24 protein-coding genes are annotated in these 23,446 nt (G+C 61.8%); 12 read left to right on the forward strand and 12 right to left on the reverse strand.

Annotated elements, in window-relative coordinates:
* Positions 1-21 precede the first annotated feature (21 nt).
* Positions 22-5,331 carry an IPT/TIG domain-containing protein gene (locus tag XALGPE39_RS09490; RefSeq protein ID WP_082061875.1) on the reverse strand — a complete coding sequence of 1,770 codons (5,310 nt, stop codon included), beginning with the start codon at positions 5,329-5,331 and terminating at the stop codon, positions 22-24.
* Positions 5,332-5,441: 110 nt separating this feature from the next.
* Here XALGPE39_RS09490 and XALGPE39_RS09500 point away from each other — a divergent pair, with 110 nt between their 5' ends.
* Positions 5,442-6,512, forward strand: a complete 1,071-nt coding sequence (locus XALGPE39_RS09500; RefSeq protein ID WP_045727972.1) for a cytochrome c peroxidase — start codon at positions 5,442-5,444, stop codon at positions 6,510-6,512.
* On the opposite strand, the gene XALGPE39_RS09505 is transcribed toward XALGPE39_RS09500, so the two are convergent.
* From XALGPE39_RS09505 to XALGPE39_RS09515, 3 genes are all read right to left on the reverse strand, one after another.
* Positions 6,491-6,967 (reverse strand): hypothetical protein, encoded by a 477-nt coding sequence (locus XALGPE39_RS09505; protein ID WP_045727973.1) that lies wholly within the window; start codon positions 6,965-6,967, stop codon positions 6,491-6,493. The two genes, XALGPE39_RS09500 and XALGPE39_RS09505, sit on opposite strands and share 22 nt — an antisense overlap.
* 544 nt (positions 6,968-7,511) lie before the next feature.
* Positions 7,512-8,120, reverse strand: a complete 609-nt coding sequence (locus XALGPE39_RS09510; RefSeq protein ID WP_045729106.1) for a HutD family protein — start codon at positions 8,118-8,120, stop codon at positions 7,512-7,514.
* Positions 8,121-8,402: 282 nt separating this feature from the next.
* A complete protein-coding gene (locus tag XALGPE39_RS09515; RefSeq protein ID WP_045727974.1) occupies positions 8,403-8,735 on the reverse strand; it encodes a helix-hairpin-helix domain-containing protein in 333 nt (110 codons plus the stop codon).
* 208 nt (positions 8,736-8,943) lie between these two features.
* Here XALGPE39_RS09515 and XALGPE39_RS09520 point away from each other — a divergent pair, with 208 nt between their 5' ends.
* The 4 genes from XALGPE39_RS09520 (at position 8,944) to murU (ending at position 12,656) form a co-directional block, all read left to right on the forward strand.
* Positions 8,944-10,434 carry a M20 family metallopeptidase gene (locus tag XALGPE39_RS09520; RefSeq protein WP_045727975.1) on the forward strand — a complete coding sequence of 497 codons (1,491 nt, stop codon included), beginning with the start codon at positions 8,944-8,946 and terminating at the stop codon, positions 10,432-10,434.
* Positions 10,435-10,575: 141 nt separating this feature from the next.
* A complete protein-coding gene (locus XALGPE39_RS09525) occupies positions 10,576-10,845 on the forward strand; it encodes a GlsB/YeaQ/YmgE family stress response membrane protein (RefSeq protein ID WP_045727976.1) in 270 nt (89 codons plus the stop codon).
* 72 nt (positions 10,846-10,917) lie between these two features.
* Positions 10,918-11,946: a phosphotransferase gene (locus tag XALGPE39_RS09530; RefSeq protein WP_045727977.1), complete on the forward strand. Its 1,029-nt coding sequence runs from the start codon at positions 10,918-10,920 to the stop codon at positions 11,944-11,946.
* On the forward strand, positions 11,943-12,656 hold the full coding sequence (murU, locus tag XALGPE39_RS09535; RefSeq protein ID WP_045727978.1) for an N-acetylmuramate alpha-1-phosphate uridylyltransferase MurU: 714 nt from the start codon (positions 11,943-11,945) through the stop codon (positions 12,654-12,656). The genes XALGPE39_RS09530 and murU overlap by 4 nt, the downstream gene beginning before the upstream one ends.
* A 42-nt stretch (positions 12,657-12,698) precedes the next feature.
* Here the strand turns inward: murU and hda are convergent, their stop codons facing one another.
* From hda to XALGPE39_RS09545, 3 genes are read right to left on the reverse strand one after another with little or no spacing between them, the layout of a single operon-like run.
* On the reverse strand, positions 12,699-13,433 hold the full coding sequence (gene hda, locus XALGPE39_RS09540) for a DnaA regulatory inactivator Hda (protein ID WP_045727979.1): 735 nt from the start codon (positions 13,431-13,433) through the stop codon (positions 12,699-12,701).
* Positions 13,430-13,714, reverse strand: a complete 285-nt coding sequence (locus XALGPE39_RS15680; protein ID WP_152624869.1) for a hypothetical protein — start codon at positions 13,712-13,714, stop codon at positions 13,430-13,432. Before XALGPE39_RS15680 ends, hda begins: the two co-directional genes overlap by 4 nt.
* Positions 13,711-14,826, reverse strand: coding sequence for a DUF2066 domain-containing protein (locus XALGPE39_RS09545; RefSeq protein ID WP_045729107.1), 1,116 nt, complete (start codon positions 14,824-14,826; stop codon positions 13,711-13,713). The genes XALGPE39_RS15680 and XALGPE39_RS09545 overlap by 4 nt, the downstream gene beginning before the upstream one ends.
* Positions 14,827-14,954: 128 nt before the next feature.
* On the opposite strand from XALGPE39_RS09545, the gene purM reads away from it, so the two are divergent.
* The 5 genes from purM to XALGPE39_RS09570 all read left to right on the forward strand — a co-directional run bounded on the left by purM (position 14,955) and on the right by XALGPE39_RS09570 (position 18,703).
* The gene (purM, locus tag XALGPE39_RS09550) at positions 14,955-15,977 is read left to right on the forward strand and encodes a phosphoribosylformylglycinamidine cyclo-ligase (protein WP_235429893.1); all 1,023 of its coding nucleotides are present in this window, start codon (positions 14,955-14,957) and stop codon (positions 15,975-15,977) included.
* Complete coding sequence (locus tag XALGPE39_RS09555) at positions 15,961-16,404, forward strand: hypothetical protein (RefSeq protein ID WP_045727981.1); 444 nt, start codon at positions 15,961-15,963, stop codon at positions 16,402-16,404. Before purM ends, XALGPE39_RS09555 begins: the two co-directional genes overlap by 17 nt.
* A 55-nt stretch (positions 16,405-16,459) precedes the next feature.
* Positions 16,460-17,113, forward strand: a complete 654-nt coding sequence (gene purN / locus XALGPE39_RS09560) for a phosphoribosylglycinamide formyltransferase (protein ID WP_045727982.1) — start codon at positions 16,460-16,462, stop codon at positions 17,111-17,113.
* 67 nt (positions 17,114-17,180) lie between these two features.
* Positions 17,181-18,017, forward strand: coding sequence for a DUF3108 domain-containing protein (locus tag XALGPE39_RS09565; protein WP_045727983.1), 837 nt, complete (start codon positions 17,181-17,183; stop codon positions 18,015-18,017).
* 2 nt (positions 18,018-18,019) lie between these two features.
* Positions 18,020-18,703, forward strand: a complete 684-nt coding sequence (locus XALGPE39_RS09570) for a DUF3108 domain-containing protein (RefSeq protein WP_045727984.1) — start codon at positions 18,020-18,022, stop codon at positions 18,701-18,703.
* Between the two features lie 105 nt (positions 18,704-18,808).
* Here XALGPE39_RS09570 and XALGPE39_RS09575 read toward each other — a convergent pair whose 3' ends face one another.
* Both XALGPE39_RS09575 and XALGPE39_RS15685 read right to left on the reverse strand, forming a co-directional pair.
* Positions 18,809-18,997: a hypothetical protein gene (locus XALGPE39_RS09575; RefSeq protein ID WP_045727985.1), complete on the reverse strand. Its 189-nt coding sequence runs from the start codon at positions 18,995-18,997 to the stop codon at positions 18,809-18,811.
* 97 nt (positions 18,998-19,094) lie between these two features.
* On the reverse strand, positions 19,095-19,280 hold the full coding sequence (locus XALGPE39_RS15685; RefSeq protein ID WP_152624871.1) for a hypothetical protein: 186 nt from the start codon (positions 19,278-19,280) through the stop codon (positions 19,095-19,097).
* A 395-nt stretch (positions 19,281-19,675) separates the two neighbouring features.
* On the opposite strand from XALGPE39_RS15685, the gene XALGPE39_RS09580 reads away from it, so the two are divergent.
* A complete protein-coding gene (locus XALGPE39_RS09580) occupies positions 19,676-20,365 on the forward strand; it encodes a DUF3108 domain-containing protein (RefSeq protein ID WP_045727986.1) in 690 nt (229 codons plus the stop codon).
* 124 nt (positions 20,366-20,489) lie between these two features.
* Here the strand turns inward: XALGPE39_RS09580 and XALGPE39_RS09585 are convergent, their stop codons facing one another.
* From XALGPE39_RS09585 to XALGPE39_RS09595, 3 genes are read right to left on the reverse strand one after another with little or no spacing between them, the layout of a single operon-like run.
* Positions 20,490-20,822 carry a hypothetical protein gene (locus XALGPE39_RS09585; RefSeq protein WP_045727987.1) on the reverse strand — a complete coding sequence of 111 codons (333 nt, stop codon included), beginning with the start codon at positions 20,820-20,822 and terminating at the stop codon, positions 20,490-20,492.
* On the reverse strand, positions 20,819-22,093 hold the full coding sequence (murA, locus tag XALGPE39_RS09590) for a UDP-N-acetylglucosamine 1-carboxyvinyltransferase (RefSeq protein WP_045727988.1): 1,275 nt from the start codon (positions 22,091-22,093) through the stop codon (positions 20,819-20,821). The genes XALGPE39_RS09585 and murA overlap by 4 nt, the downstream gene beginning before the upstream one ends.
* Positions 22,094-22,139: 46 nt before the next feature.
* Positions 22,140-22,382 carry a BolA/IbaG family iron-sulfur metabolism protein gene (locus tag XALGPE39_RS09595; protein WP_045727989.1) on the reverse strand — a complete coding sequence of 81 codons (243 nt, stop codon included), beginning with the start codon at positions 22,380-22,382 and terminating at the stop codon, positions 22,140-22,142.
* A 52-nt stretch (positions 22,383-22,434) separates the two neighbouring features.
* On the opposite strand from XALGPE39_RS09595, the gene XALGPE39_RS09600 reads away from it, so the two are divergent.
* Positions 22,435-23,436: a KpsF/GutQ family sugar-phosphate isomerase gene (locus tag XALGPE39_RS09600; protein ID WP_045727990.1), complete on the forward strand. Its 1,002-nt coding sequence runs from the start codon at positions 22,435-22,437 to the stop codon at positions 23,434-23,436.
* The last annotated feature ends 10 nt before the right edge of the window (positions 23,437-23,446 follow it).

Raw genomic sequence — 23,446 nt, forward strand, 5'->3', positions numbered from 1 at the left:
CTGCTCATGGACACCTCCGAATTAGCCATTTTCCATGGCCTTGAGATGTCTAGGGAACCCTGGGCGTATCAGATCGACGAAAACCGTGTACACACCAGTCGCCGGCAGCTCGGACAACACCAATACTCCACTCTTCGTCACCCCCATGCTGCCGAGTAGCGACCCATCCGGGGTATAGACCGTGTAGTAAACAGAAGAATTGCCATTGAGCGGCAACATGCTCTGCCCCCAAACGTGCAACTCCAGTCCCTGCTGGCCAGCGGTGCCGCTGAAACTCAGACTAGCGTTCTGCCCTCGACGCGTCAGACTCATGGATTTGGGTGTATTCAGGGCTAGGCTATCGGCGAGATCCGCCGAGAGCGTGGCCGTGAACTGCATCGTTTGGTCGCCATCCGAGGGTGGCGACACCACCACTGCATACGTGCCTCCCGCCAGGTTGGACAAGTTGACCTGGCAACCGTTATTGACCACGTAGCAAGACTGAGTGGTCACAACAGTCCCTCTGGAATCGAAGACTTGCAAGGACAACGACGACGCATTCGGCGTCACGATGTCACTCAGCCCCAATCCCAGACTCTGCCCCGCCGTCGCAGTGAAACTCAGGAGGGCATTCTGCCCACGCCGCGTCAGGCTCATGGACTTGGGCGTGTTCAGCACCAGGCTGTCGGCGAGATCGGTCGAGAGCGCCGCTGTGAATTGCATGGTCTGGTCGCCATCCGACGGCGGCGACAACACCACGGTATATCTACCTCCTACCAGGTTGGAAAGGCTCAACTGACAGCCGTGATAGTAAGCGGAGCAAGACGCGTAGGCCACAGGATTACCTGTAGGATCAATCACCTGCAAATTGATCGGCGACGTCGCATTAGGCGTCACGATGTCGCTCAACGTAAATCCAAGGTACTGCCCCGCCATAGCTGTGAAACTCAGATACACGTTCTGCCCCGGCACAGTGGTGGCGTAGCTGCCCGGCGTGCCGTCGACCGGCGTAGTGCCGTTGATGGGCGCGGAGAGCAGTACGGTCGCATTGGCCATCTCGCCGTAATGCGGGTCGACGAAAACCGTGTACGTCCCGTCCACAGGTAGCTTGGGCAGGCTCAAGGCACCACTTCTCCCTCCCATCCCTCCCACAGCCATGCCGCTCAATTCCGACCCATCCGGCGCGTACACCGTGTAGTAGACATTGGCACTAGCCGGAACCGTGCTCTGCCCAGAGACTTGCAACACCAGCCCCTGCTGTCCAGCTTTGCCAATGAAACTCAAGCGAGCATTCTGACCACGCCGTGTCAAGCTCATCGCCTTGGCCGTGTTCAACGGCAGGCTATCGGCAAGATCGGCCGAGAGCGTGGTCGTGAACTGCATCGTCTGGTCACCATCAGACGGCGGTGACATGACCACGGTGTACGTGCCTCCCACCAGGTTGGCCAGGTTCACCTGACAGCGGTTAATGGACGCATAGCAGGACTGGGAAGCCACTGCAATACCGCTCGGATCGCTAACTTGCAAATAGATGCGCGACGTCGCATTCGGCGTCACGATGTCGCTCAACGCAAATCCGAGATTTTGCCCCGCGGTGGCGGTGAAACTCAGATAAACGTTCTGCCCCGGCACAGTAGCGGCGTAACTGCCTGGCGTGCCGTCGATAGACGTTGTGCCGTTGATGGGCGCTGAGAGCAGCACGGTCGCATTGACCGTCTCGCCGTAATACGGATCGACGAAAACCGTGTACGTACCGTCCGCAGGCAACTTGGACAAGCTCAAGGCACCACTTCCAGTAATCTGCACGCTGTTCAACAGCACCCCATTCGGCGCGTAGACTGTGTAGTAGACGTACGCATTGGCAGGCACCGTACTCTGCCCAGAAACGCTCAGTGCCAGTCCCTGCTGCCCTGCTTTGCCGCTGAAGCTCAAACGGGCATTTTGCCCATGTCGCATCAGGCTTATCGCCTTTACCGTGTTCAACGGCAGGCTGTCGACGAGATCACTCGAGAGCGTGGACGTGAACTGCATCGTCTGGTCCCCGTCTGACGGCGGCGACATCACCACGGTATACGTCCCCCCCACCAGGTTGGACAGGTTCACCTGACAACCGTGATAGGACGCGTAGCAATACTGATAGCTCACCGGAGTGCCGTTGGGATCGCGCACTAGCAGATAAATGGGCGAGGTCGTATTTGGCGTCACGATGTCGCTCAACGCCAAACCGAGGCTCTGCCCCGCCATGGCGGTGAAACTCAGAGACACGTTCTGCCCGGTCACAGTGGTGGCATAACTGCCAGGCGTGCCGTCGACCGGCGTGGTGTCGTTGATTGGCACCGAAAGCAGCAGAGTCGCATTGGCTGTTTCGCCATAATGAGGATCGACGAAGACCGTGTATGTCCCGTCCGCAGGTAGCTTGGACAGGTTCAAGGTCCCGGCTCCATACACTAGTATGCTACTCACTTGCGACCCATCCGGTGCGTAGACTGTGTAGTAGACAGAAGCGCTGGCCGGCGCCGTGCTCTGACCCGAGACTTGCAGCGCCAATCCCTGCTGTCCCGCTTTGCCACTGAAACTCAAGCGAGCATTCTGACCATGCCGCGTCAGGCTTATCGCCTTGGCCGTGTTCAAAGGCATGATGTCAGCGATATCGGCCGAGAGCGTGGACGTGAACTGCATCATGTTGCTTCCGTCAGACGGCGGCAACATCACCACGGTATACGTCCCGCCCGCCAGGTTCGACAGGTTCACCTGACAGCCGTAATTGGATGCGTAGCAAGACTGGTAGGCGACACCGTTACCTGCGGAATCGCTTACTTTCAAATTGATAGGCGACGTCGCATTGGGCGTCACAATATCGCTCAACGCCAAACCTAGATTCTGCCCTGCCGTCGCGGTGAAACTCAGATATACGTTCTGCCCGGGCATGGTCGTCGCATAGCTGCCCGGCGTGCCGTCGACTGGCGCGGTATCGGTGATCGGCGCAGAAAGCAGCACGGTGGCACTGGCTGTCTCGCCGTAATACGGATCGACGAAGACCGTGTACGTCCCGTCAGCAGGCAGCTTGGAAAGGTTCAAGACCCCACTCCCCGTCACCACCATGCTGTTCAACTGCGATCCATCCGGAGCGTAGACAGTGTAGTAGACATTGGCACTGGCCGGCGCCGTGCTCTGACCAGAGACTTGCAGCGCCAATCCCTGCTGTCCCGCTTTGCCACTAAAACTCAAGCGAGCATTCTGCCCACGCCGCATCAAGCTCATCGCCTTTGCCGTATTCAACGACAAACTGTCGGCGAGATCGGCCGAGAGCGTGGACGTGAACTGCATCGTCTGGTCCCCGTCCGACGGCGGCGACACGATTGCGGTGTACATGCCTCCAGCAAGGCTGGACAGGTTGACCTGACAGCCTTGATTGAATGCGTAGCAATATTGGGAGGCCACCGCAGTGCCGCTAGAATCGCGCACTTGCAGATAGATGGGGGACGTCGCATTCGGCGTCACGATATCGCTCAGCGCAAACCCAAGTTTCTGCCCCGCCATGGCGGTGAAGCTCAGAGATACGTTCTGCCCAGGCTCGGTGGTTGTGTAACTGCCTGGCGTGCCGTCAACCGGCATGGTGTCGGTGATAGGCGAGGAGAAAAGTAGGGTCGCGTTGGCAGTCTCACCGTAATACGGATCGACAAAAACCGTGTACACACCGTCCACAGGCAACTTGGACAGACTCAATGACCCGCTCAAACTGCCCGCCACCGTCGTGATGTTCAACAGCGACCCATCCGGCGCGTAGACTGTGTAATAGACATTGGCATTGGTCGGCATGGTGCTCTGCCCCGAGACTTGCAGCGCCAGTCCCTGCTGTCCCGCTTTGCCGCTGAAAGTCAATCGGCCATTTTGTCCATACCGCGTCAGGCTCATCACCTTGGCTGTGTTCAACGGCAGGTTGCCGACGAAATCCGTCGAGAGCGTAGCCTTGAACTGCATCGTCTGGTCGCCATCTAAAAGCGGCGTCACCAAAACGGTATAGGCTCCCCCCTGCAAGTTGGATAGGTTCACTTGGCAGCCGTGATTGGATACATAGCAATCCCGGTAAACCACACCAGACCCAATAGAATCAATAACCTGCAACGTAATATATGTAGATGCAACGATGTCGCTCAGGCCAAGACCAAGATTCTGACCTTTTACTGCGTTGAAAACGAATCGCTTGCTTTGTGCGGTGCCGGTGAGTGGCTGAGCTAAAACAGCCCCATCGACCCCAAGCAACACTGCTTTTTCGACCGCAAGTTGCCACGTCGCAGGTGCCTGGGACGGCTGCAAAAGCACCATATAGGTGCCGCTGACCGAAGTTCTTGGCAGATGCGCACTAGGATTTTTGACATTCACCCAGCCAGAGGCCAGCGTAGCGTTCGTCGGGCCATAAACGGTGTAGTTGACCGATACCCCACCCAACCCACTGAACTGCAGACTTGGATAATCGCCGGCCGTCAGATCGTAGAGCACCGCAAGCGAATTTCCCGCTGTAGTGACACTCATGGGCTGAGGTGCACCCCCAATGGTCAAGCGTTTGATCGATTCAATCTGCGTCTTATCGACTAATGGCGGAACGACCACCACATCCTGCGCGCTTGTCGCAGAACCATATGGCGTGGTCACGGTGACCTTACCGCTGCCAACGTTGGCCGGTGCCGGGAAGACAATCGCGGTGTTCGATAATGTCGTCGGCGATACTTGGCGTGCGTTGAGCAAGGTCGAGGTCTGCCCCTGCGCCGGCAAAAACCCTTTACCCGTGACGGTGACCGATTCGCCAATCGCCAGCAAGGTGGGCGCGACTGTGTCGATGGTCGGAGCTGTTGCTGCAGGGTCCACGACGAAGTTCATGGCGCTGCTGGCCGTAGCACTGCCAACGGTGATCGCAATGGGGCCGGTGGTGGCGCCGGAGGGTACGACCACGGTCAGTTCGGTGCTGCTGGCAGTCGATACTGTCGCCGCCACGCCATTGAACTGGACCGCGTTCTGGCTGGCGGTCGCGCTGAAGCCTTGGCCCTTGATCGTGACCGATGTGCCTGGCGCGCCACGCCCTGGACTGAAGGCGAAAATCGCCAGTTGGCCGGCAATCGTATCGACCGCGACCAAGTTGCCGATATTGTCGTAACTGTAGCGAGCGCTACCGCCAGTATCGTTGCTGGTCGCAACCAGCCGCCCGCCCGCGTCGTACACGTAGGACGTCGCCAACGCGCACAGCGAACACAGCAATAAGCCGATCAATACACCCAGTGAGCCTGCGACACGCCACCGAATACCCTGGGCCGCCTTACCAAACGATAGAACACGCTCCATCAATCGCCTTTCCATGCGACATCTTCCCCTATGAACTATCAATTGGCAGCCGCTCGTAAGCGGAATGATCCTGGCCCCCCGGCTCCTTTATACTAGATAACTCCCGACAACATTTCCACCTCCATATGCGACGGATCGTCTGGCTCGGCCTGCTTGCAGGGACCGCACTCACCATCGGGGCTGCAGCCTATGCGCTCACCTCCCTGCAGCAGCGAGAAAAACATCAGGCCGCTCTAGCCACCTCAGCGCTTGGCAGTGCGCTGTTCCATGACACTTCATTAAGTGCGACCGGCACACTGGCCTGCGCAACGTGCCATCGTGCGGATTATGCTTTCACCCAACCCGAGGCGGTTCCGCATCTGGACGGCGGCCGTGTCGGCACACGTAATGCGCCCAGCCTGCTGGACCTGCCGTATTTCCAGCATTACTTCTGGGATGGGCGGGAAGACCATATTCAACGCGTGGCGGTCGCCGCTTTCACCAACCGAGCGGAAATGGCGCAGCCAGACATGGCGGCAGTGGTCGACCTACTGCGCCGCCAACCAGCCTATCGGCAGCGCTTTCAAGCATCCTTCGGCGATGACAACATCGATGAGGCGCGCATTTCGCGCGCGATCCTAGCCTATCTCAACTCTGTCGCCATCGGGCATAGCCGTTACGATGCCTATGCCGCCGGTAACACCAGCGCGCTGACAGAATCAGAACAGCGCGGCCTGGCGATCTTCCGCGATAAAGCCGACTGCGCGGCGTGCCATCGGCTCGACGGCACGCCGGCAAGTTTCACCGACAATCGCTTTCATCACTCCAATGTCGGCCTGGAACAACTGGCAGGCCACGTAAAAACCACCATCGCGGCCTTTCAAGCCAAACGGCAGCAGGGAATTCCGCTTGCCGAATTGGTGCTCTCGGATCCGGAGATGGCGGCGCTAGGGCGTTTCGCCGTGGACGGCCAAGGCGAAAACCTGTCGGCCTACCGCACGCCCACGCTGCGCAATGTCACCCGCACCGCGCCTTATATGCACGACGGCAGTGTGCCGTCTCTGGATGCGGCAATACAACGGGAAATCTATTACCGCAGCCTCACGCGCGGCACCCCGATCACGCTGACGACACAGGAGCAAAGCGACCTGCGCGCCTTCCTATCTGCACTTGAGGACGCTACAGCGCGGAGCGCTCACGCACCCGGTGCAGAGTGACCGCCCGCGTTTTCCGGCACGACATCGAATTCGCGCTGGAAGACTTTCCCTGCCTGACCCAGGCGGGCCTCCAGCAGATGCCGGCCCGACGTCCAGGATTGTGCTGGTTTGAACTCGAAACGCGCCGACTCCGCCCCTGCCGCGATGACGGCATGTTGTTCGCCAACCGTCTTGCCGTTGGACACATCAATCAGGCGCAGCGAGAGAGGCTGTGGCTCGCGCGCGGCAGCATTCAACGCCACAGTGGCGACCACCGTGGTCTGCGGCGTAACCGGCTTAGGGGGCTGACCCGCATTGAGCGTACCGCTTTCCCCGCCCAGCAGAATCTGCCGAATCGCCACCGCCCCCTGCGCAGCCGACGCCTGCGCCGCTGCGCCAGCCCCCGAACCTGCGCCCGTGCAACCGCACAACGCGACGGCCACCATAAGCATACTTGCATACAACGGCTTGCTCATTTTCGACTCCTTTTTTATGTCCCAGTTTCGGCGCGATTCTATCAATAATCAGCCGTCCAAATGGCATCGCGCTTGCCGTTGCATCGTGTTTGCACCGCGACACCATCTGGCTTGCCCGCAAGCGACTCGAAATACCCTACTGCAACGCATACTTCTATCCGGACTTTAATCGCATCCATACCAGTCGCTCGCGAACTCACGGTGCACACTTTGACATGACCTACTTCGAGGGAGCCATCGCCATTGGATTCAACGCGCGACCGCAGTGCCGAGACGTTGCGGCCCGAACAAATACTCCTTGCCGCTCAAAGTGCAAGTCCACTGCAGCACCAGCGAATCGTCGCCTAGCTTTTTCCGTCGCCACAATACCCTTAGGTCGATACCACGCCATCCATGGGCCGCAGCGCTTTCATTGCACGCAGCCAATCACCACCGTTTTTTCGTGGCTCCGTCATATCCCGCTGTACAGCGCCAGCATGAACATATTCGCACACTGGACGAGCTAATATTCAGCGCCACAAGCACAGCACAACCGTGCCTGACGTCAATCCGCAGATGCGGTGAGCGGCTCGATCCGGATTGCCAAGACTTCTCCACCGCCGCTCAAAGCAAAGCGCTGTCGCGCATCGGCAGCCAACCATGCGCTGTCGCCAGCTTCTAGCGGCGGCAATCCACTGGCGTCGTCGAAGTGTGCCTGCCCTGCAAGTAAGTAAACGATCCAGGCAACTCCGGGTTCGGCAAAGAACAGCATTGACCCAACCAGAGGCCGGTGCAGCACCTGCGTGCGCACGCGGTCACGACGCCACATGACGTTGAAATCGTGGGTCGGGCCTGCGAGTAGTTCGCCACGTAATGGACGCTCGCCTGCAAAGCGCAAGCGTGCGCAAGGCTGCTGCAACACGTGCTGGACACCATCCTCGAAACACAGGCGCACACCTTCGCCTTGCAGTAGGACCAGCTCGCGATCAATTCCTGGAAAAACCGAAAACGCGGCGTCCTGCTCGATCTCGGCGATCGACAGGCGCAACACCCACTGCTCGCCTGACATCGGCAAGCAGAGGATTTCCCAGGTCCAACCGAGTCCGTTGCGCCAGCGTTCGCGGCGATAACTGTTGGCGGGAATCACCCGCGCAGAGAGGTTGCACCAATCCATGAGTGCATTCTGCACGATTCCAAGCGCCATACCTGCATCGTGCCGCGCATGCACGGATTGCACTACATCGTCTTTCATCGCAGCGCTCACATCATTTTGGAGATGTGGATTCACAACGTCGGCAAACCACCCACCAAAAAACATCGCCCGGCTGCACGTCAATGTGCACCACCGGGCGATGATGTACTTCCATGTCGGCGTCCTGCCATCCCGCAAGCATCCTGCTCAGCAAGGTCGTGGCCGCGCATCCAGCGCCAACCCTATCCTCTCCTTGAAATCCCTTTACTGCCTTTTCACCGGCTTGGCGGCTACCGTCTTGGCTGCCGTCGGCGTAGCGGCCTTCATGGCCCCTACATCAATCCGGTCGTGGTTCCGTTCGACCGTTTTGAGCCCGATCCCCTTCACATGCGCCAGTTCCTCGGCACTTTTGAAGGGCCCGTGTGCCTGTCGGTAATCGACGATCGCCTGGGCCTTGGAAGCCCCAACGTTCATCAATACCCGGTCGATTTCCGCCGCACCAGCGGAGTTGATGTTGACTTTTTCCGCAGCAAATGCGGATCCGGACAACAACAACGCAACGACCATAGACTTCAGCACTACGATAAAAGACTGCATAGCAACACTCCTTGTGACTTAGATGAGGACTTCGCCGGGGCGTTCCTTACCGGCGCGATCAGCATCGCTCTCCACATGGGTACATCCTATCGCTACAACACTCAGGAAAAAGCAGGTAAACGACGCGTCGTAGTGTAGGAAAACCCCTACACTCAACTCCAAGCGTAGAATGGATGGGTATCTGGATAAAAACGGCTGGAGCACTCCCATGGACAACGCCAAGATCGCGCGTTTCCTCAGCGAAAAATGGGACGACGACATCGTCCCGCAGTTGGTCGAGTACATCCGCATTCCCAACAAATCGCCCATGTTCGACCCCGACTGGGTCGCGCACGGCTATATGGCCGATGCAGTGGAACTGATGCAACGGTGGGCGAAGGCGCAAGCGATCCCCGGATTGCAGGTGGAGGTCGTACAACTACAGGGACGCACGCCGTTGCTCTACCTGGAGTTGCCGGCAAGCAGCGACGCCGCCGGCCAGGATACCGTGCTGTTGTATGGCCACTTGGACAAGCAGCCAGAAATGACCGGCTGGGATGCGGACCTGGGGCCGTGGACCCCCGTGCTCAAGGGCGAGCGCCTGTACGGCCGTGGCGGCGCCGACGATGGCTATGCGCTGTTCGGTTCGCTGGCGGCGATCCAGGCGTTGCAGGATCAAGGCATCGCGCATGCGCGCTGCGTCGTGTTGATCGAGGCGTGCGAGGAGTCGGGCAGCTACGACCTACCTGCCTATGTCGATCACTTGGCGGGGCGCATCGGCAATCCATCGCTGGTGGTGTGCCTGGACTCGGGCTGCGGCAACTACGAGCAACTGTGGTGCACTACCTCGCTGCGCGGTTTGGCCAGCGGCAATCTCAGCGTCAAGGTGCTGAGTGAGGGCGTGCATTCGGGCGATGCCTCCGGGGTGGTGCCGTCCAGCTTCCGGATCCTGCGCCATTTACTGTCGCGACTGGAGGACGAGGCCACCGGCCAGATCCAGATCGCGGGCCTGCACGTGGACATTCCTGCCGAACGGCGGCTGCAGGCACGCAAGGCCGCCGAGGTGCTCGGCGATACGGTCTACGACAAGTTCCCATTTCTGGCGGGCATGCGGCCCATGCACGAAGACCTGGCCGAGTTGGTGCTCAACCGCACGTGGCGCCCGGCACTATCGGTCACCGGCGCCGAGGGGATGCCAACACTTGCATCGGCGGGCAATGTGCTGCGCCCGCAGACGGCGGTCAAACTGTCGCTGCGGCTGCCGCCAACGCTGAGCGGCAAGCACGCCAGCACCTTGCTCGAGGACGTGTTGCTGCGCGATCCACCCTGCGGCGCGCAAGTATCGCTGACACTAGAGAAGTCGTCCTCTGGCTGGAACGCGCCGACGCAGGCGCCGTGGCTGAGCGAAGCAATCGCATCCGCCTCGCAGGCCACATTCGGCAAGCCGGCGATGTACATGGGCGAAGGCGGCTCGATCCCGTTCATGGGCATGCTCGGCGAGAAGTTCCCCGATGCGCAGTTCATGATCACCGGCGTACTCGGCCCGCACTCCAACGCGCACGGACCGAACGAATTTCTTGATATTCCGATGGGCAAGCGGGTGACCGCCTGTGTCTCGCAGGTGATCGCCGCCCATCACGCCGCCAGCCTGCGCGGTGAGACCACCGGCAGCGCGGTGATGGCCGGTGGCGAACAACACGGCGGACACGGCTGCTGCTGAGGCTCACCAGCAAGGCCGGGCGAGCGGCAGCGCAACTGCACCGTTCCTGAAAGACCTGACGCCCGGCCACCCGGCATCGACGCCGTCAGCGCACCCGATCTGGCAGGATCCGGCCTCACTTCCCATGCTCGGAACGCTTCCATGCACACGTTGTTCGACAGCGATAGCTGGCTCTACATCATCCTGGCCGGCTTCGTGGTCGGCTTATTGGCACGTATCCTTGGCCCCAGCAGCGGTCGCTCTGGCTGCCTGTTCACTATCCTGCTCGGCATCGCCGGCGCCTTGCTGGCGGGCTGGTTCGGACACTACATGGGCTGGTACAGACGCGGCGAGCCGGCGGGTTTCCTTGGCGCGGTGCTCGGTGCCATCGCCGTGCTCGCACTGCTGCGGCTGTTTTCGAGCAAACGCTGAGCGGCGGGTAGCGCTCGCCAGGCCGGTGCCGCGCGTTTACGCTGTGCCACCGATGTCCACCGCAGCCCGCCGATGAGTGCCAATTCCGCTGTTCCCGACGCCACCGCGACACGTGCCGCGCACCGCCTGAGCTGGGCACGGGCGGTATTGCACGATCCGCAGGCAACGCTGCAACGCGCTTCGGTCGATGCCGGCCAGCGTAGCTACTGGCGCAGCGAAGGCGCGGGGGAAAGCCGCATCGTGATGGACTCACCGCCGGATCTGGAGGACGTGCGACCGTGGTTACGGATGCACACGCTGTTGCACAGCGGCGACGTCCGCGTGCCCGCGATCCTGGCACAGGAGATCGATGCCGGCTTCCTGCTACTGGAAGACCTGGGCCAGCCGACCCTGGCGCAGATCCTCGATGCAAGCACCGCCGATGCGCAATTCGATGCCGCATTGGGCCAGTTACTCCGCTTGCAGGCCATCGCACCACCGACGGATCTGGGTGTCTTCGGCGAAGCGCTGTTACAGCGCGACGCTGGCCTGTTCGAGGAATGGTTCCTACAACGTCACCTGCAACTCACCCTGGACGCCGCAGACAGCGCCGCCTTGCGCGGCGTGCAACGGCAACTGATGGAGAACGCGCTGGCGCAACCACAGGTGCTGGTGCATCGCGACTTCATGCCGCGCAACCTGATGCCGGCAATTGACGGTCCGGCGGTACTGGACTTCCAGGACTGTGTGCGTGGGCCGGTGGCCTACGATCCAATCAGTCTGTTCAAGGACACCACGGTGAGCTGGCCACTGGCGCAGGTGGACGCATGGCTGACGCGCTATCACGCACGCGCCTTGCACGTTGGAATTGCGCTGCCGCCGCTGGCGCAGTTCCTGCGCGACGCGGACTGGATGGGCGTGCAGCGTCATTTGAAGAATCTCGGCATCTTCGCGCGATTGAACTACCGCGATGGCAAAGCCTGGTACCTGGACAACGTACCGCGCTTCATCGGCTATCTCGACGAGGTGCTACCACGACATCCCACGCTGCAGCCGCTGCAGGAGTTGTTGGATACGCGGATCAAGCCGGCACTGGCACAGCGCGCGGAATCCGGCACATGAAGGCACTGATCTTCGCCGCCGGTTTCGGCGAACGGATGCGCCCACTGACCGAACGCACGCCCAAGCCACTGCTGTGCGTCGGCGACACGCCATTGATCGTCTGGCACCTGCGCAAGCTCGCCGCGCTGGGCATCGGCGAGGCGATCATCAATACCTCATGGCTGGCCGAACAATTCCCGCAGACGCTCGGCGATGGCAGCGCGTTCGGGCTGCGCATCGTCTATTCCTACGAAGGCGCTACGCCACTGGAAACCGGCGGCGGCATGCTGCATGCCTTGCCGCTGCTCGGCGATGCACCGTTTTTACTAGTGAACGGCGACATCTGGAGCGATTTCGATTTCGCACAACTGAGTGCAGAGCCGCCTGGTTTGGCGCAACTGGTGCTGGTCGATCCACCGGCTTATGCCGCGCACGGCGACTTCGCACTATTGCCGGATGCGCGCCTGCGCAGCGACGGCGCGCCGCTGTTGACCTACGCCGGCATCGGCGTTTATCGACCCGCCATGCTGCGCGAGTGGCAGGCGGCTTTCGATCCGTCCAGCGACCACGGTACGCCGCCACGCTTCCCACTGGCGCCGATCCTGCGCGCGCACATGCACGCGGACCGTATCCACGGGCTGCATCATCGCGGCCGTTGGACCGATGTCGGCACGCCACAACGGTTGGCCGAACTGAATGAAGCGTTGAAACTCGAGACTCAGCGCTGCTGAAACGCTGCGCCCCTGGCGCGGCTCCCAGAGCCACCACGACATTTACCCGTTTGCATGTTCAGGCCCCTGGCCCGCCCCGGATGCAGAGCGCTGCAATACCCGACGCAGGAACGGCAGCGTCACCCTGCGCTGTGCCGCCAACGACTCGCGGTCCAGACGCTCCAGCAAGCCGATCAAACCGGCCAGATCGCGTCCGACATGCGTCAGCAACCAGTCGATCGCCGCATCCTCCAGCACCAGACCGCGCCGCTGCGCACGCTCGCGCAGCACCGCCGCACGATCAGCATCCTCCAGCGGCGGCAACGCGATGCGCGTGCACTGCGCCAGACGCGAATGCAGATCGGGCAGGCACAAGGCCAAACCGTCGGGCATCGCCTGCGCGGTGTACAGCAAGGTCACGCCAGCGCTACGCGCGCGGTTGTGGAAATCGAACAGTGCTACTTCGTCCTCGCGCTGGCCGGCGACAGCCTCCAATCCGTCCAGCGCGACCAAGTCGCGCCCTTCCAGCGCTTCCAGTGCATCGCGCAAACGGCCTGTGGCGGCCTGCAATGGCAGGTAGGCGGCGCTGCGTCCGGCCTGCTCGGCGGCGGCGCACAGCGCCAACGCCAGATGGGTCTTGCCGGTACCGGTAGGACCGGACAGGTAAACCCAGTCGGCCGCGACACCGGCCGCGACCGCCTGCAGGTGCGCCAGCAACCCCGCAGGCGCACCGATATAACGATCCAGGCGCTGTTCCGGTGGATAGCGCAAGGCCAACGGCAGTTGCGGCACGCTCACAGCTTTGCGGGGCTGTGCAAAAGCAACGCGAGGAACTTAGAAGTCTCGCCAGCGGACAACGCGCTCTGCCGATCCTGCGCATGCAAATCGTGCAGCAGCGCCTTGCGCACCACAGCCAGCGGCAGCGCCAGCAATGTCCCACACAAGCGCGGCAGCGCCAGGGCCATTGGCCTCAGCATCGGTGCAAGCCGCGATACTCCCCACAAGCCGGCGACAACGCCTGCCAGCCATTGCAACCGGCGCAGAAACAACACGACCTCAACTTGCGAAAACAACGTCATTTGAGACGGTACTCGGTCGGCTCGGTGTTGAGGACGACCGGCCCTTCGACCGGAGTCGTGATCGGTTGCAAGTCGCTGTCGGCGCCGAGCATGCGGTTCAGTCCGGGAATGCCGCTGAGCAGATCCAGATCCAATTCCAGGCGGTCACCTTCGGCATGGATCGGCACGATGCGCCGGACCACCGACACGTTCTGCAGTGCTGCGGACGCACGCAGGTAATCGTCGGCGTTACGAATGCCGGTGATCACCACACGATAAATCCCGGCCGGGCCGGTGCTGACGGTCCTGGCATAGTGCTTGACCAGCACATCGGCGGCGCCATCGGCACCACTGGCCATGGCGCGGCGCGCGTCGGCGTCGCTGGTGGACCACGTCGCCAGCACTTTGCCGCCATCCACGAAGGTCCAATCCGCAGTCCAGCCGCCGGCATTGCTGCGGTACAGTTTGCCGATCAATTGCATTGGCGGGCTGTAGCGCGCGGACGCGTTGGCCACGGCGGCGGTATCCTGACGCCAGATCGCGCCGGCCAGCGCCTGTTCGGCAGCGGTACCACTGGGCAACCCGAGCCGGTAGCCACGCTCGATGGCCCGATCAAGCAGGCTACGCGCAGCGTTGGCCTGCTGTACGGCGACCAGACGCGGGCCGCTGCCATCGTCAATCGCCAGCCACACCACCGGCTTGGGCCGCGGCTGCGGCCAGATCGGCAGACCTAGCGCCTCGGCCAGGCTGTCCACCTCTTCCGGACGGAAGCGCGCAACCAGCATGGTGCGGAAGCTCGGCGCGCCACTGGGCGAGGTGCCCTGGTCCTGACGATAGTCGAAGCTATCGACGACGTTTTTGGCATTGCGCAGCGCCTGGGTCACTCCCGGCCGCGACATCACGGCCCGGTCGCCGGAGATCTTGCCCAGTACGACACCCAGCGCGCGCGCCAGCGCCCCGCTGCGGTCGGCATCACTTTGGCTGTTGACCGGCACCTCGGCCTCGTAAGGGCTGTGTGCGCTGGCGACATCGCCCTCGGTGCGCAGATCGGCCTGAGCCAGAGCGGTCATGGCAGGCAGGCACAGCGCGAAAGACAAGAGAAAAGCAAGGCTGCGGCGCATCGAAGGGTCCAGTGCTCGGCGTATCCGGGGCGAATTGTTGCGCGAATGGGGCCGTAGCGCCAACGTGGCCTGTTAAAATCGCCATCTTTCCGCCGAACCCACCGCCCGTGACCACTCCCCCGCCTTCCGCTGCCACCCCGTTGACCTACCGCGACGCTGGTGTCGATATCGATGCCGGCAATGCCGTCGTCGAACGCATCAAACCCTTGGTCAAACGCAGCTTCAGACCCGAAGTGATGGGCGGATTGGGCGGCTTCGGCGCGCTGTTCGACCTGTCTGGCAAGTACCGCGAGCCGGTCCTGGTCTCCGGCACCGATGGCGTCGGCACCAAGCTGAAGCTGGCGCAGCAGTTGGGACGGCACGACAGCATCGGCATCGACCTGGTCGGCATGTGCGTCAACGACGTGCTGGTGCAAGGCGCCGAACCGCTGTTCTTCCTGGATTATTTCGCCACCGGCAAGCTCGACGTGGAGACCACCGTCGCGGTGGTCGGCGGTATCGCCCGCGGTTGCGAACTGGCCGGCTGTGCGCTGATCGGCGGTGAGACTGCGGAAATGCCCGACATGTATCCGCCCGGGGAATACGACTTGGCCGGCTTCACCGTGGGCGCGGTGGAAAAGTCGCAGTTGCTCGACGGTGCCAAGGTACGCCAGGGCGATGTCTTGATCGGCATCGCCTCGTCCGGCCCGCATTCGAACGGTTATTCGCTGATCCGGCGCATCTACGACCGCGCCGGACGCCCGGCCGATCTGCAGGTCGGCGGCGTCGCCCTGGCCGATGCCCTGATGCTACCGACCGCGCTGTACGTCAAGCCGATCCTGGCGCTGCTACGCGCGCACGGCGAGGCGATCCATGCGATGGCGCATATCACCGGGGGTGGCCTGAGCGAGAACATCATCCGGGTGATCCCCGACGGACTGGGCCTGGACATCCGTGCCAGCGCATGGCCCCTACCGCCAGTGTTCGAGTGGCTGCAGCGCGAAGGCGCGGTGGCCGACAACGAAATGTGGCGCACCTTCAACTGCGGCATTGGCTTCGTCTTGGTAGCCGCGCCCGACCAGGTCGCCGCGCTGGAACGCAGCCTGGACGGCCATGGCCTGGCCCACTGGCAAATTGGCGCAGTGGTGGCGGCCAACGGGGACGCGCGTGTCCACATCGGCTGACACCATCGTCGGCGCACCGAACCAGGACGCCGAGCATCTGCGCATGCTCGGCATCGGCCATTACGTGATCGGCGGGTTGACCGGCGTGTTCGCGCTGATCCCGGTGCTGCATCTGAGCATCGGCCTGATGATACTCAACGGCCGCCTGCCTATGAATGCAACCAACGCTGCGCAGGCAGAGCAGGCACATCTGTTCGCCTGGATCTTCGTGGTGATCGCCAGCCTACTCATCGTGGCCGGGCTCAGCCTGGCCACGGCGATGCTCTATGCCGGGCGCTGTCTCGGCGCGCGCCGCCGCCACACCTACTGCGTGATCGTCGCGGGCCTATCCTGCGTGATGATGCCGTTCGGCACCGTGCTCGGCGTGTTTACCCTGCTGGTGCTGACACGGCCTTCGGTCAAGCAATTGTTCGCCCAATCGGCGTGAGGATGCGCATGGCGAACATGACCACCGCACCCGCCCTATTGCGGGAGCCGGGACGATGACCATCCGACTTGCCGTCCTGGTGTCGGGCCGCGGCTCCAATTTGCAAGCCATTCTCGACGCGATCACGGCAGGCACACTGGACGCCGAGGTGGTCGGTGTGTTCAGCGACCATCCCGAGGCGCCGGCCTTGACCAAAGTGGCGCCGGCGCAGCGCTGGTCGGCCAAGCCCAAAGCCTTCGCCGAACGTGCCGCGTTCGATCACGCCTTGGGCGAGGCGATCGCCGCGACATGCCCGGACTGGATCGTCTGCGCCGGCTACATGCGCATCCTCGGCGCCAGCGTCGTGCATCGCTTCGCGGGACGCCTGCTCAACATCCATCCCTCGCTGCTACCCAAGTACCGTGGCCTGCATACGCATGCGCAAGCACTGGCCGCTGGCGACACGGAACACGGTGCCAGCGTGCATTTCGTGATTCCGGAACTGGATGCCGGCGCGGTGATCGCGCAGGTGCGCGTGCCGGTGCAACCCGGCGACCAAGCAGACGACCTCGCGCAACGGCTACTGCCACACGAACACCGGCTGCTGTGCGCGGTTCTGCAACTGGCCGCCGCCGGGCGTCTGACTGAACGCGACGGCAGGGTCTGGCTAGACGGTCAGTGCCGGTTTAGTCCGCTGCGCCTAGATTGCCAGGACATCCTGCAACCGTGAGCGTGCTGTCGCGCCACCGCGATGGCGACCATGCCGTCACTCCCTCCCGACTAGGCCAGCCGATCCAATGAAGCTCGCTTCGCGTCCGTTCGCTCTCCTCGTCGCATCCAGCCTGTGTCTGTCGGCGCCCATCGTCGACGCACAAACGCTGCACGACCATGCGGCGCCAACAACGAATACGCCAATCCAGGCTGCACCCGTCGCACCGGCTCCGCCTGCGGGAGAAGCGCCAACAACCGAGGCATGGACTCCACCACCATTGCAGCCCTTCGTCGCGACCTACGAAGCACGCTACAAGGGCCGGCCAGCAGGCGATGCGCGGATGGATGTGGCGCATACCGACGGCCAACAGTGGCGTGTGGACCTGGACGTGCATGGGCGCAGCGGCTTTGCCAGCATCCTCGGTTTGAACATCGAGCAGAGCACGGTGTTTACCGTCCACGACGACCACTACATTCCGCAAAGCCAGAGCACGGTCAAGAAAGCGCTGTTTTTCGGCAAGAAAGCCACCGGCACCTACGATTGGAACCAAGGTGTGGCACGTTGGGACGGCGACCTGAAGGAAGACCGTCGGGCACCGATCCGGCTGGAGCCCGGCGACCAGAGCGCACTGCTTATCAACCTGTCGCTGATGCGCGATGCGCAACCGGGCAAGACCATGCGCTACCGCTTCGTCGACGTTGGCCGTGTCCGCGAACACATCTACCGCGCCGCAGACCACACCGAAACCGTGCAGGTCGGCGACCTTAGCTACGACGCGCTGCGCGTTTGGCGAACCAATGGCGGCAAAAATGAGACCATCCTGTGGATCGCCAACGGCGTGCCGACGCCGGTGCGCATCCTGCAACGCGAAGACGGTCAAGATCGCATTGATCTGCGCCTGACCGAATATCAAGGAGCCTGAACATGACACGTATCGCTCGACCACTATCCGCGCTCGCCGCCGCTCTACTGACACTGGCCAGTCTGCCGGCGTTGGCGCTGGAACCGTTCACTGCCGATTACCAGGCCAGTTACATGGGGATGCAAGCCAACGGCGTGATGACCCTGAGCAAAGAAAGCGGCAATCGCTGGCGCTACAGTTTGGCGATCAAGAATCAGATTGCCGACCTGAGCCAGATCACCGTATTCGAAGACAAGGGCGGCCAGTTGCGCCCGCTCAGTAGCGAAGACCGTTCGATGTTCCTGATCAAGAAGAAGACGGTGACCGCCAAGTACGATTGGAGCAGCGGACAGGCCACCTGGGCGGGCGACCTCAAGCCGGATCGCCAGGGCCCGGTGAAGCTGCAGCCCGGCGACATGGATGCGCTGCTGATCGACCTGGCGATCGCGCGCGACGTCAACGCCGGCAAAACTCCGAGCTACCGCATGGTCGAAGAGGGTCGCGCAAAATCGATGACCTACCACGTCGTGGGCAAGGAAGCGATCACCGTCAACGGCAAAACCGAACAGGCGACCAAAGTCAGCCGTAGCGACGGCTCCAAGGAGATCGTGGCCTGGGTCGTGCCGAACATGCCAGTGCCGGCGCGCATTCTGCAACGCGAAAACGGCCAGGACGCCCTGGACCTGACGATCAAGTCGCTGCACTGAGCACGGCGGCATCGCATCAATACAGCGATCCAGACAGACCCGCTTTGCATCGGCGCAACCGCCCCGCGCAGGTCGGTTGCGCCGCTGGCGTGCCACTCGGCCACCTCACGTATTGCTGCCGCGCATGATCGCGGCAGCCGTCATAGGCTCGGCCAGCAAGCAAGGCGCCGACCGATAGAAGCGGCAACCAGCATCGGCACCTTTCATATCCGACGCCTGGCCTGAAGTCAGATGAAACGCCACCGCGCGGATGTGATCCCACTGATCATCTCGCAGGGCGTAGCGACGTGCCATTGCAGGGTGATGCCGAAAGATACAACAAGCATTGGCCTGTCCGGGCGATTGATGACAGACCACTAGACGGCGGCGCAACAATGTCGTTCGTCGCTCTTCACCAATCCTTACAAGCGACCCGCATGGGCCGGTGATCGTCGGCGACAGCGGCGTGACGCTGCACGCGCCAGCATGCTGCAGCAGACGAACATGGAATAACTTTCATAAAGGTCCACGCACCGACCCATCGAGTTATCGAGTTATCCAGCCCGATGAGATGCTCTTCAAAGATTTCCTTATTCATCTCCCTGTCTCCATCAGGCAACGAATGCCAGGAGCCAAGTCGGATTAATTCAGCCACGCGCGGTTACTGAACACATATTGCATCGCCATCAGAAAATAAAAATGCGCACCATCCCTTTTCGAAAAGTTTTATATTTTTTTTACAAAATATTAAGTTGACATAAGAATGTTTAGATAGCATTTTCACCCTGCCGTCAAAATGGCGTTTCACCAGTTAAATGTTAATTCACAATATTTAATGCGCGAATCGCCATACATCCCACTGATTGATTGGCGGCGAAAAAAACTTCATGCAGCTCATTAATGACGTACCGACATCGGCGTACAGGCTACACGCATGAATACAGCCGATGACCGTATCGATCTGTCTTAATCAATGCACCGAGGAATCTAAACATGACATGCATCTCACGTTCTCTCTCCGCCATCGCCGCAGCGGTGTTGAGCATGGCAAGCTTGTCGGCTATGGCAATCCAACCATTCCAAGCTAAATATCAAGCCAACTACATGGGCACGCAAGCCAATGCCACAATGACCCTGACGCAGGGCGATTCTAATCAGTGGGTCTATAATTTAGATGTCAAAAGTTTGCTGGCAGAACTCAACCAGACCACTGTATTCGATACAACCACTGGCCATTTGCGCCCGCTCACCAGCGACAATGTCTTGAAGACCTTGCTCAAAAAGACCGAAGTGCTTGGCGACTACGACTGGAGCAGCCTGCAAGCAACCTGGTCTGGCGACGTTAACTCCGATCAAACCGGCCCAGTGGCGCTGACGGCTGGCGATCTGAGTCCGCTGCTGATCAATCTGGCGATCGTCAGCGACGTCACCGCGGGCAATCCTCTGAGCTATCACATTGTGGATCTGGGTCAAGCTGCACAGGTGACCTATCAGGTGGTCGACAAGGAAGCGGTCAGCTTCAACGGCAAGACCGAGAATGCGACCAAAATCAGCTATACAAACGCTGACGGTACGAAGCAGACCCTGGCATGGATCGTGCCCGACGCACCAGCTCCGGTACGGATTCAGCAAATCGAAAACGGCAAACAAACGGTGCTTCTGGTCATGAAGTCACTCAACTGAATCCAAAGCGTCATGAACAAGGCGGGCTACACGGCCTGCCTTGTTCCTCCCCACTGCGGCGACAAGACCACGCCACATCCGCTAGCGCCATGCGCTGGCGACGCCAAGGCGATGATGACATCGCTTATGGTTTCTTCTTTGCGTCCTGCACCGCATTACCCACCGGCGCGAAGCTGGTGCGGCAATCCACCCGAATCTGCGCACCACTACTACGCCAATAGAACGTGCTGCACTGGCGTGCGCCCTGCTGGGTTTTGGTCACGCCGACAGCGTAGAACGCCTGCCAGATTTCCTCGCGACTGACATGACCATCGCCATTCCAATCCATGTCGCGCTCTTCGATGCCCTGGGTGATGGCGATCCCTGCATACCAGGCATAGCCGACCCAGGCCAGCAGTAGCGCCATGATCGCCAGCAACAACTTGCGGCGACGGCTGAAGCGGCCGCTGAGGATCATGCGACCCGCCGGATCGACGCACCCAACGCCCCCAGCTTTTCCTCGATGTTCTCGTACCCACGATCCAGGTGGTAGATACGGTCGATGATGGTGTCGCCGTCGGCAACCAGGCCAGCCAGAATCAGCGAGGCCGATGCACGCAGATCGGTCGCCATCACCGGCGCGCCACTGAGCCGCTCGCTGCCGCGCACGATCGCGGTATGCCCTTCGATCTGAATGTCCGCGCCCAAGCGCAGCAACTCGTTGACGTGCATGAAACGGTTCTCGAAGATCGTCTCATTGATCACGCCAACACCGTCGGCCACGCAGTTGAGCGCCATGAACTGTGCCTGCATGTCGGTCGGGAAAGCCGGATACGGCGCAGTGGTGAGGTTGACCGCACGCGGACGCTTGCCGTGCATGTCCAGACGGATGAAGTCCACGCCAGTCTCGATGCTGGCACCGGCCTCGGTGAGTTTGTCGAGCACCGCATCGAGCGTGTCGGCGCGCGCACGACGCACGGTGACGCTGCCACCGGTCATCGCCGCGGCCACCAGAAACGTGCCGGTCTCGATGCGGTCGGGCAACACCGCGTGACGGCCGCCGGACAGGCGCTCCACGCCCTGCACCACGATCCGCGATGTCCCGGCACCTTCGATGCGGGCGCCAAGCGCGATCAGACAATCAGCCAGGTCGCTGACCTCCGGCTCCATCGCCGCATTCTCCAGCACCGTGGTGCCCTCGGCCAGGGTTGCGGCCATCAGCACGTTCTCGGTGCCGGTGACGCTGACCATATCGAACACATAGCGCCCGCCCTTGAGCCGACCATGGCTGCTGGCCTTGATATAGCCATTCTCGACGCTGATTTCCGCGCCCAGCGCCTGCAATCCCTTGATGTGTTGATCCACCGGCCGCGAACCAATCGCACAGCCGCCGGGCAGCGAGACTTCCGCCTCGCCGAACTTGGCCAGCAAGGGGCCAAGCACCAGAATCGAAGCACGCATGGTGCGCACCAACTCATAGGGCGCGACGTGTTGATTGACCTTGCGCGGATCCACGGTGATCGCACTGCCGCGTGCCAACGTGCCTTCATCGATGGTGACTTCCGCGCCCAATTCGCCGAGCAATTTCACCGTGGTGATCACATCGTGCAATTGCGGCACGTTGGTGATCTCCACCGGCGCATCGGCCAGCAGGGTCGCGCACAGGATCGGCAGCACCGCGTTCTTGGCGCCGGAGATATTCACTTCACCGTGCAGGGCATTGCCGCCGGTCACTACGATTTTGGCCATGGGTCTCGTGGAAAATGGAGAAAATGAAAATGCGATAGACGGTCGCTCAACGCGCCGGATGCTCGGCCTGCTCGGGGGTCAGCGTGGTCAGCGCCAGCGCGTGGATGGCGCCCCCCATCAATTGGCCCAATGTGGCATAGACCATGCGGTGACGCGCCAGCGGCAGTTTGCCTGCGAAGGCCGCGCTGACCACGGTGGCCTCGAAGTGCACGCCGTCGTCGCCCTGCACCTGCACGTGCGCGTCTGGCAGGCCCGCCTGGATCAGTTTACGGATGGTTTCGGCGTCCACCGGGCTTTCCTCCTAAAATGGGCGCTCATTCTACCCTCCGACCGGCACCCGCATGGATGTATCGACCCTGTCTCCCACCGCGCACGGCGATGTTGGCCTGATCGCCAGCGGTCGCCGCGTGGTCGAGATCGAACAAGCCGCGCTGGCGGCGGTGGGTGGCCGCATCGGTGCCGCCTTCGCCGCCGCGTGCCGGCTGATCCTGGCCTCGCACGGCCGTGTGGTCGCCACTGGCATGGGCAAGTCCGGGCACGTGGCGCGCAAGATCGCCGCCACCCTCGCCTCGACCGGAACCCCCGCGTTCTTCGTTCACCCCGGGGAAGCAGGGCATGGCGACCTGGGCATGATCACCGACGCCGACGTCGTTCTGGCGTTGTCCTATTCCGGCGAATCGGACGAGATCCTGATGCTGTTGCCGGTGCTCAAGCGCCAGGGCAATGCGGTGATCGCGATGACCGGCCGCGCCCAGTCCACGCTGGCCCGGGAAGCGGATCTGCACCTGGATGTCAGCGTACCGGCCGAGGCCTGCCCGCTCGACCTGGCCCCGACCTCCAGTACCACCGCCTCGCTGGCCTTGGGCGATGCCCTGGCGGTGGCGCTGCTGGATGCGCGCGGCTTTACCGCCGACGACTTCGCCCGCTCGCACCCGGCAGGCAGCCTTGGTCGGCGCTTGCTGCTGCACATCACCGACATCATGCACAGCGGCGAGGAACTGCCGAAAGTGCGCGAAGACGCCAGCCTCAGCGAGGCACTGGTGGAGATGAGCCGCAAGCGTCTGGGCATGACCGCCGTGGTCGATGCCGATGATCGCCTGCTGGGACTGTTTACCGATGGCGATCTACGCCGCGCCCTGGACAGCGCGCTGGACGTGCGCCAAACCCGTATCGCCGAGGTGATGACCCGGCAGCCGCGCACAATCGGCACCGACCAGCTTGCCGCCGAGGCCGCACGGATGATGGAAACCCACCAGATCAACGGCCTGATCGTGGTCGATGCAGCCGGCCACGCAGTCGGTGCGCTCAACATTCACGACCTGTTGCGCGCTCGAGTGGTTTAACAGGCTGAAG

Origin of the sequence: Xanthomonas sp. GPE 39, from assembly GCF_000963005.1 — a bacterium.
Classification (GTDB): domain Bacteria; phylum Pseudomonadota; class Gammaproteobacteria; order Xanthomonadales; family Xanthomonadaceae; genus Xanthomonas_A.

Bases quoted from the DNA above. Each gene is read 5' to 3' on its own strand.
- XALGPE39_RS09510 (WP_045729106.1), bottom strand. From the start codon at position 8,120: ATGGATTGGTGCAACCTCTCTGCGCGGGTGATTCCCGCCAACAGTTAT.
- XALGPE39_RS09570 (WP_045727984.1), top strand. From the start codon at position 18,020: ATGACACGTATCGCTCGACCACTATCCGCGCTCGCCGCCGCTCTACTG.
- XALGPE39_RS15680 (WP_152624869.1), bottom strand. From the start codon at position 13,714: ATGACGTTGTTTTCGCAAGTTGAGGTCGTGTTGTTTCTGCGCCGGTTG.
- XALGPE39_RS09500 (WP_045727972.1), top strand. From the start codon at position 5,442: ATGCGACGGATCGTCTGGCTCGGCCTGCTTGCAGGGACCGCACTCACC.
- XALGPE39_RS09505 (WP_045727973.1), bottom strand. From the start codon at position 6,967: ATGAGCAAGCCGTTGTATGCAAGTATGCTTATGGTGGCCGTCGCGTTG.
- XALGPE39_RS09585 (WP_045727987.1), bottom strand. From the start codon at position 20,822: ATGATCCTCAGCGGCCGCTTCAGCCGTCGCCGCAAGTTGTTGCTGGCG.
- XALGPE39_RS15685 (WP_152624871.1), bottom strand. From the start codon at position 19,280: ATGAATAAGGAAATCTTTGAAGAGCATCTCATCGGGCTGGATAACTCG.
- XALGPE39_RS09515 (WP_045727974.1), bottom strand. From the start codon at position 8,735: ATGCAGTCTTTTATCGTAGTGCTGAAGTCTATGGTCGTTGCGTTGTTG.
- purN (WP_045727982.1), top strand. From the start codon at position 16,460: ATGACCATCCGACTTGCCGTCCTGGTGTCGGGCCGCGGCTCCAATTTG.
- XALGPE39_RS09600 (WP_045727990.1), top strand. From the start codon at position 22,435: ATGGATGTATCGACCCTGTCTCCCACCGCGCACGGCGATGTTGGCCTG.
- XALGPE39_RS09490 (WP_082061875.1), bottom strand. From the start codon at position 5,331: ATGGAAAGGCGATTGATGGAGCGTGTTCTATCGTTTGGTAAGGCGGCC.
- XALGPE39_RS09565 (WP_045727983.1), top strand. From the start codon at position 17,181: ATGAAGCTCGCTTCGCGTCCGTTCGCTCTCCTCGTCGCATCCAGCCTG.
- XALGPE39_RS09525 (WP_045727976.1), top strand. From the start codon at position 10,576: ATGCACACGTTGTTCGACAGCGATAGCTGGCTCTACATCATCCTGGCC.
- XALGPE39_RS09520 (WP_045727975.1), top strand. From the start codon at position 8,944: ATGGACAACGCCAAGATCGCGCGTTTCCTCAGCGAAAAATGGGACGAC.
- murA (WP_045727988.1), bottom strand. From the start codon at position 22,093: ATGGCCAAAATCGTAGTGACCGGCGGCAATGCCCTGCACGGTGAAGTG.
- XALGPE39_RS09530 (WP_045727977.1), top strand. From the start codon at position 10,918: ATGAGTGCCAATTCCGCTGTTCCCGACGCCACCGCGACACGTGCCGCG.
- XALGPE39_RS09580 (WP_045727986.1), top strand. From the start codon at position 19,676: ATGACATGCATCTCACGTTCTCTCTCCGCCATCGCCGCAGCGGTGTTG.
- murU (WP_045727978.1), top strand. From the start codon at position 11,943: ATGAAGGCACTGATCTTCGCCGCCGGTTTCGGCGAACGGATGCGCCCA.
- XALGPE39_RS09575 (WP_045727985.1), bottom strand. From the start codon at position 18,997: ATGGCACGTCGCTACGCCCTGCGAGATGATCAGTGGGATCACATCCGC.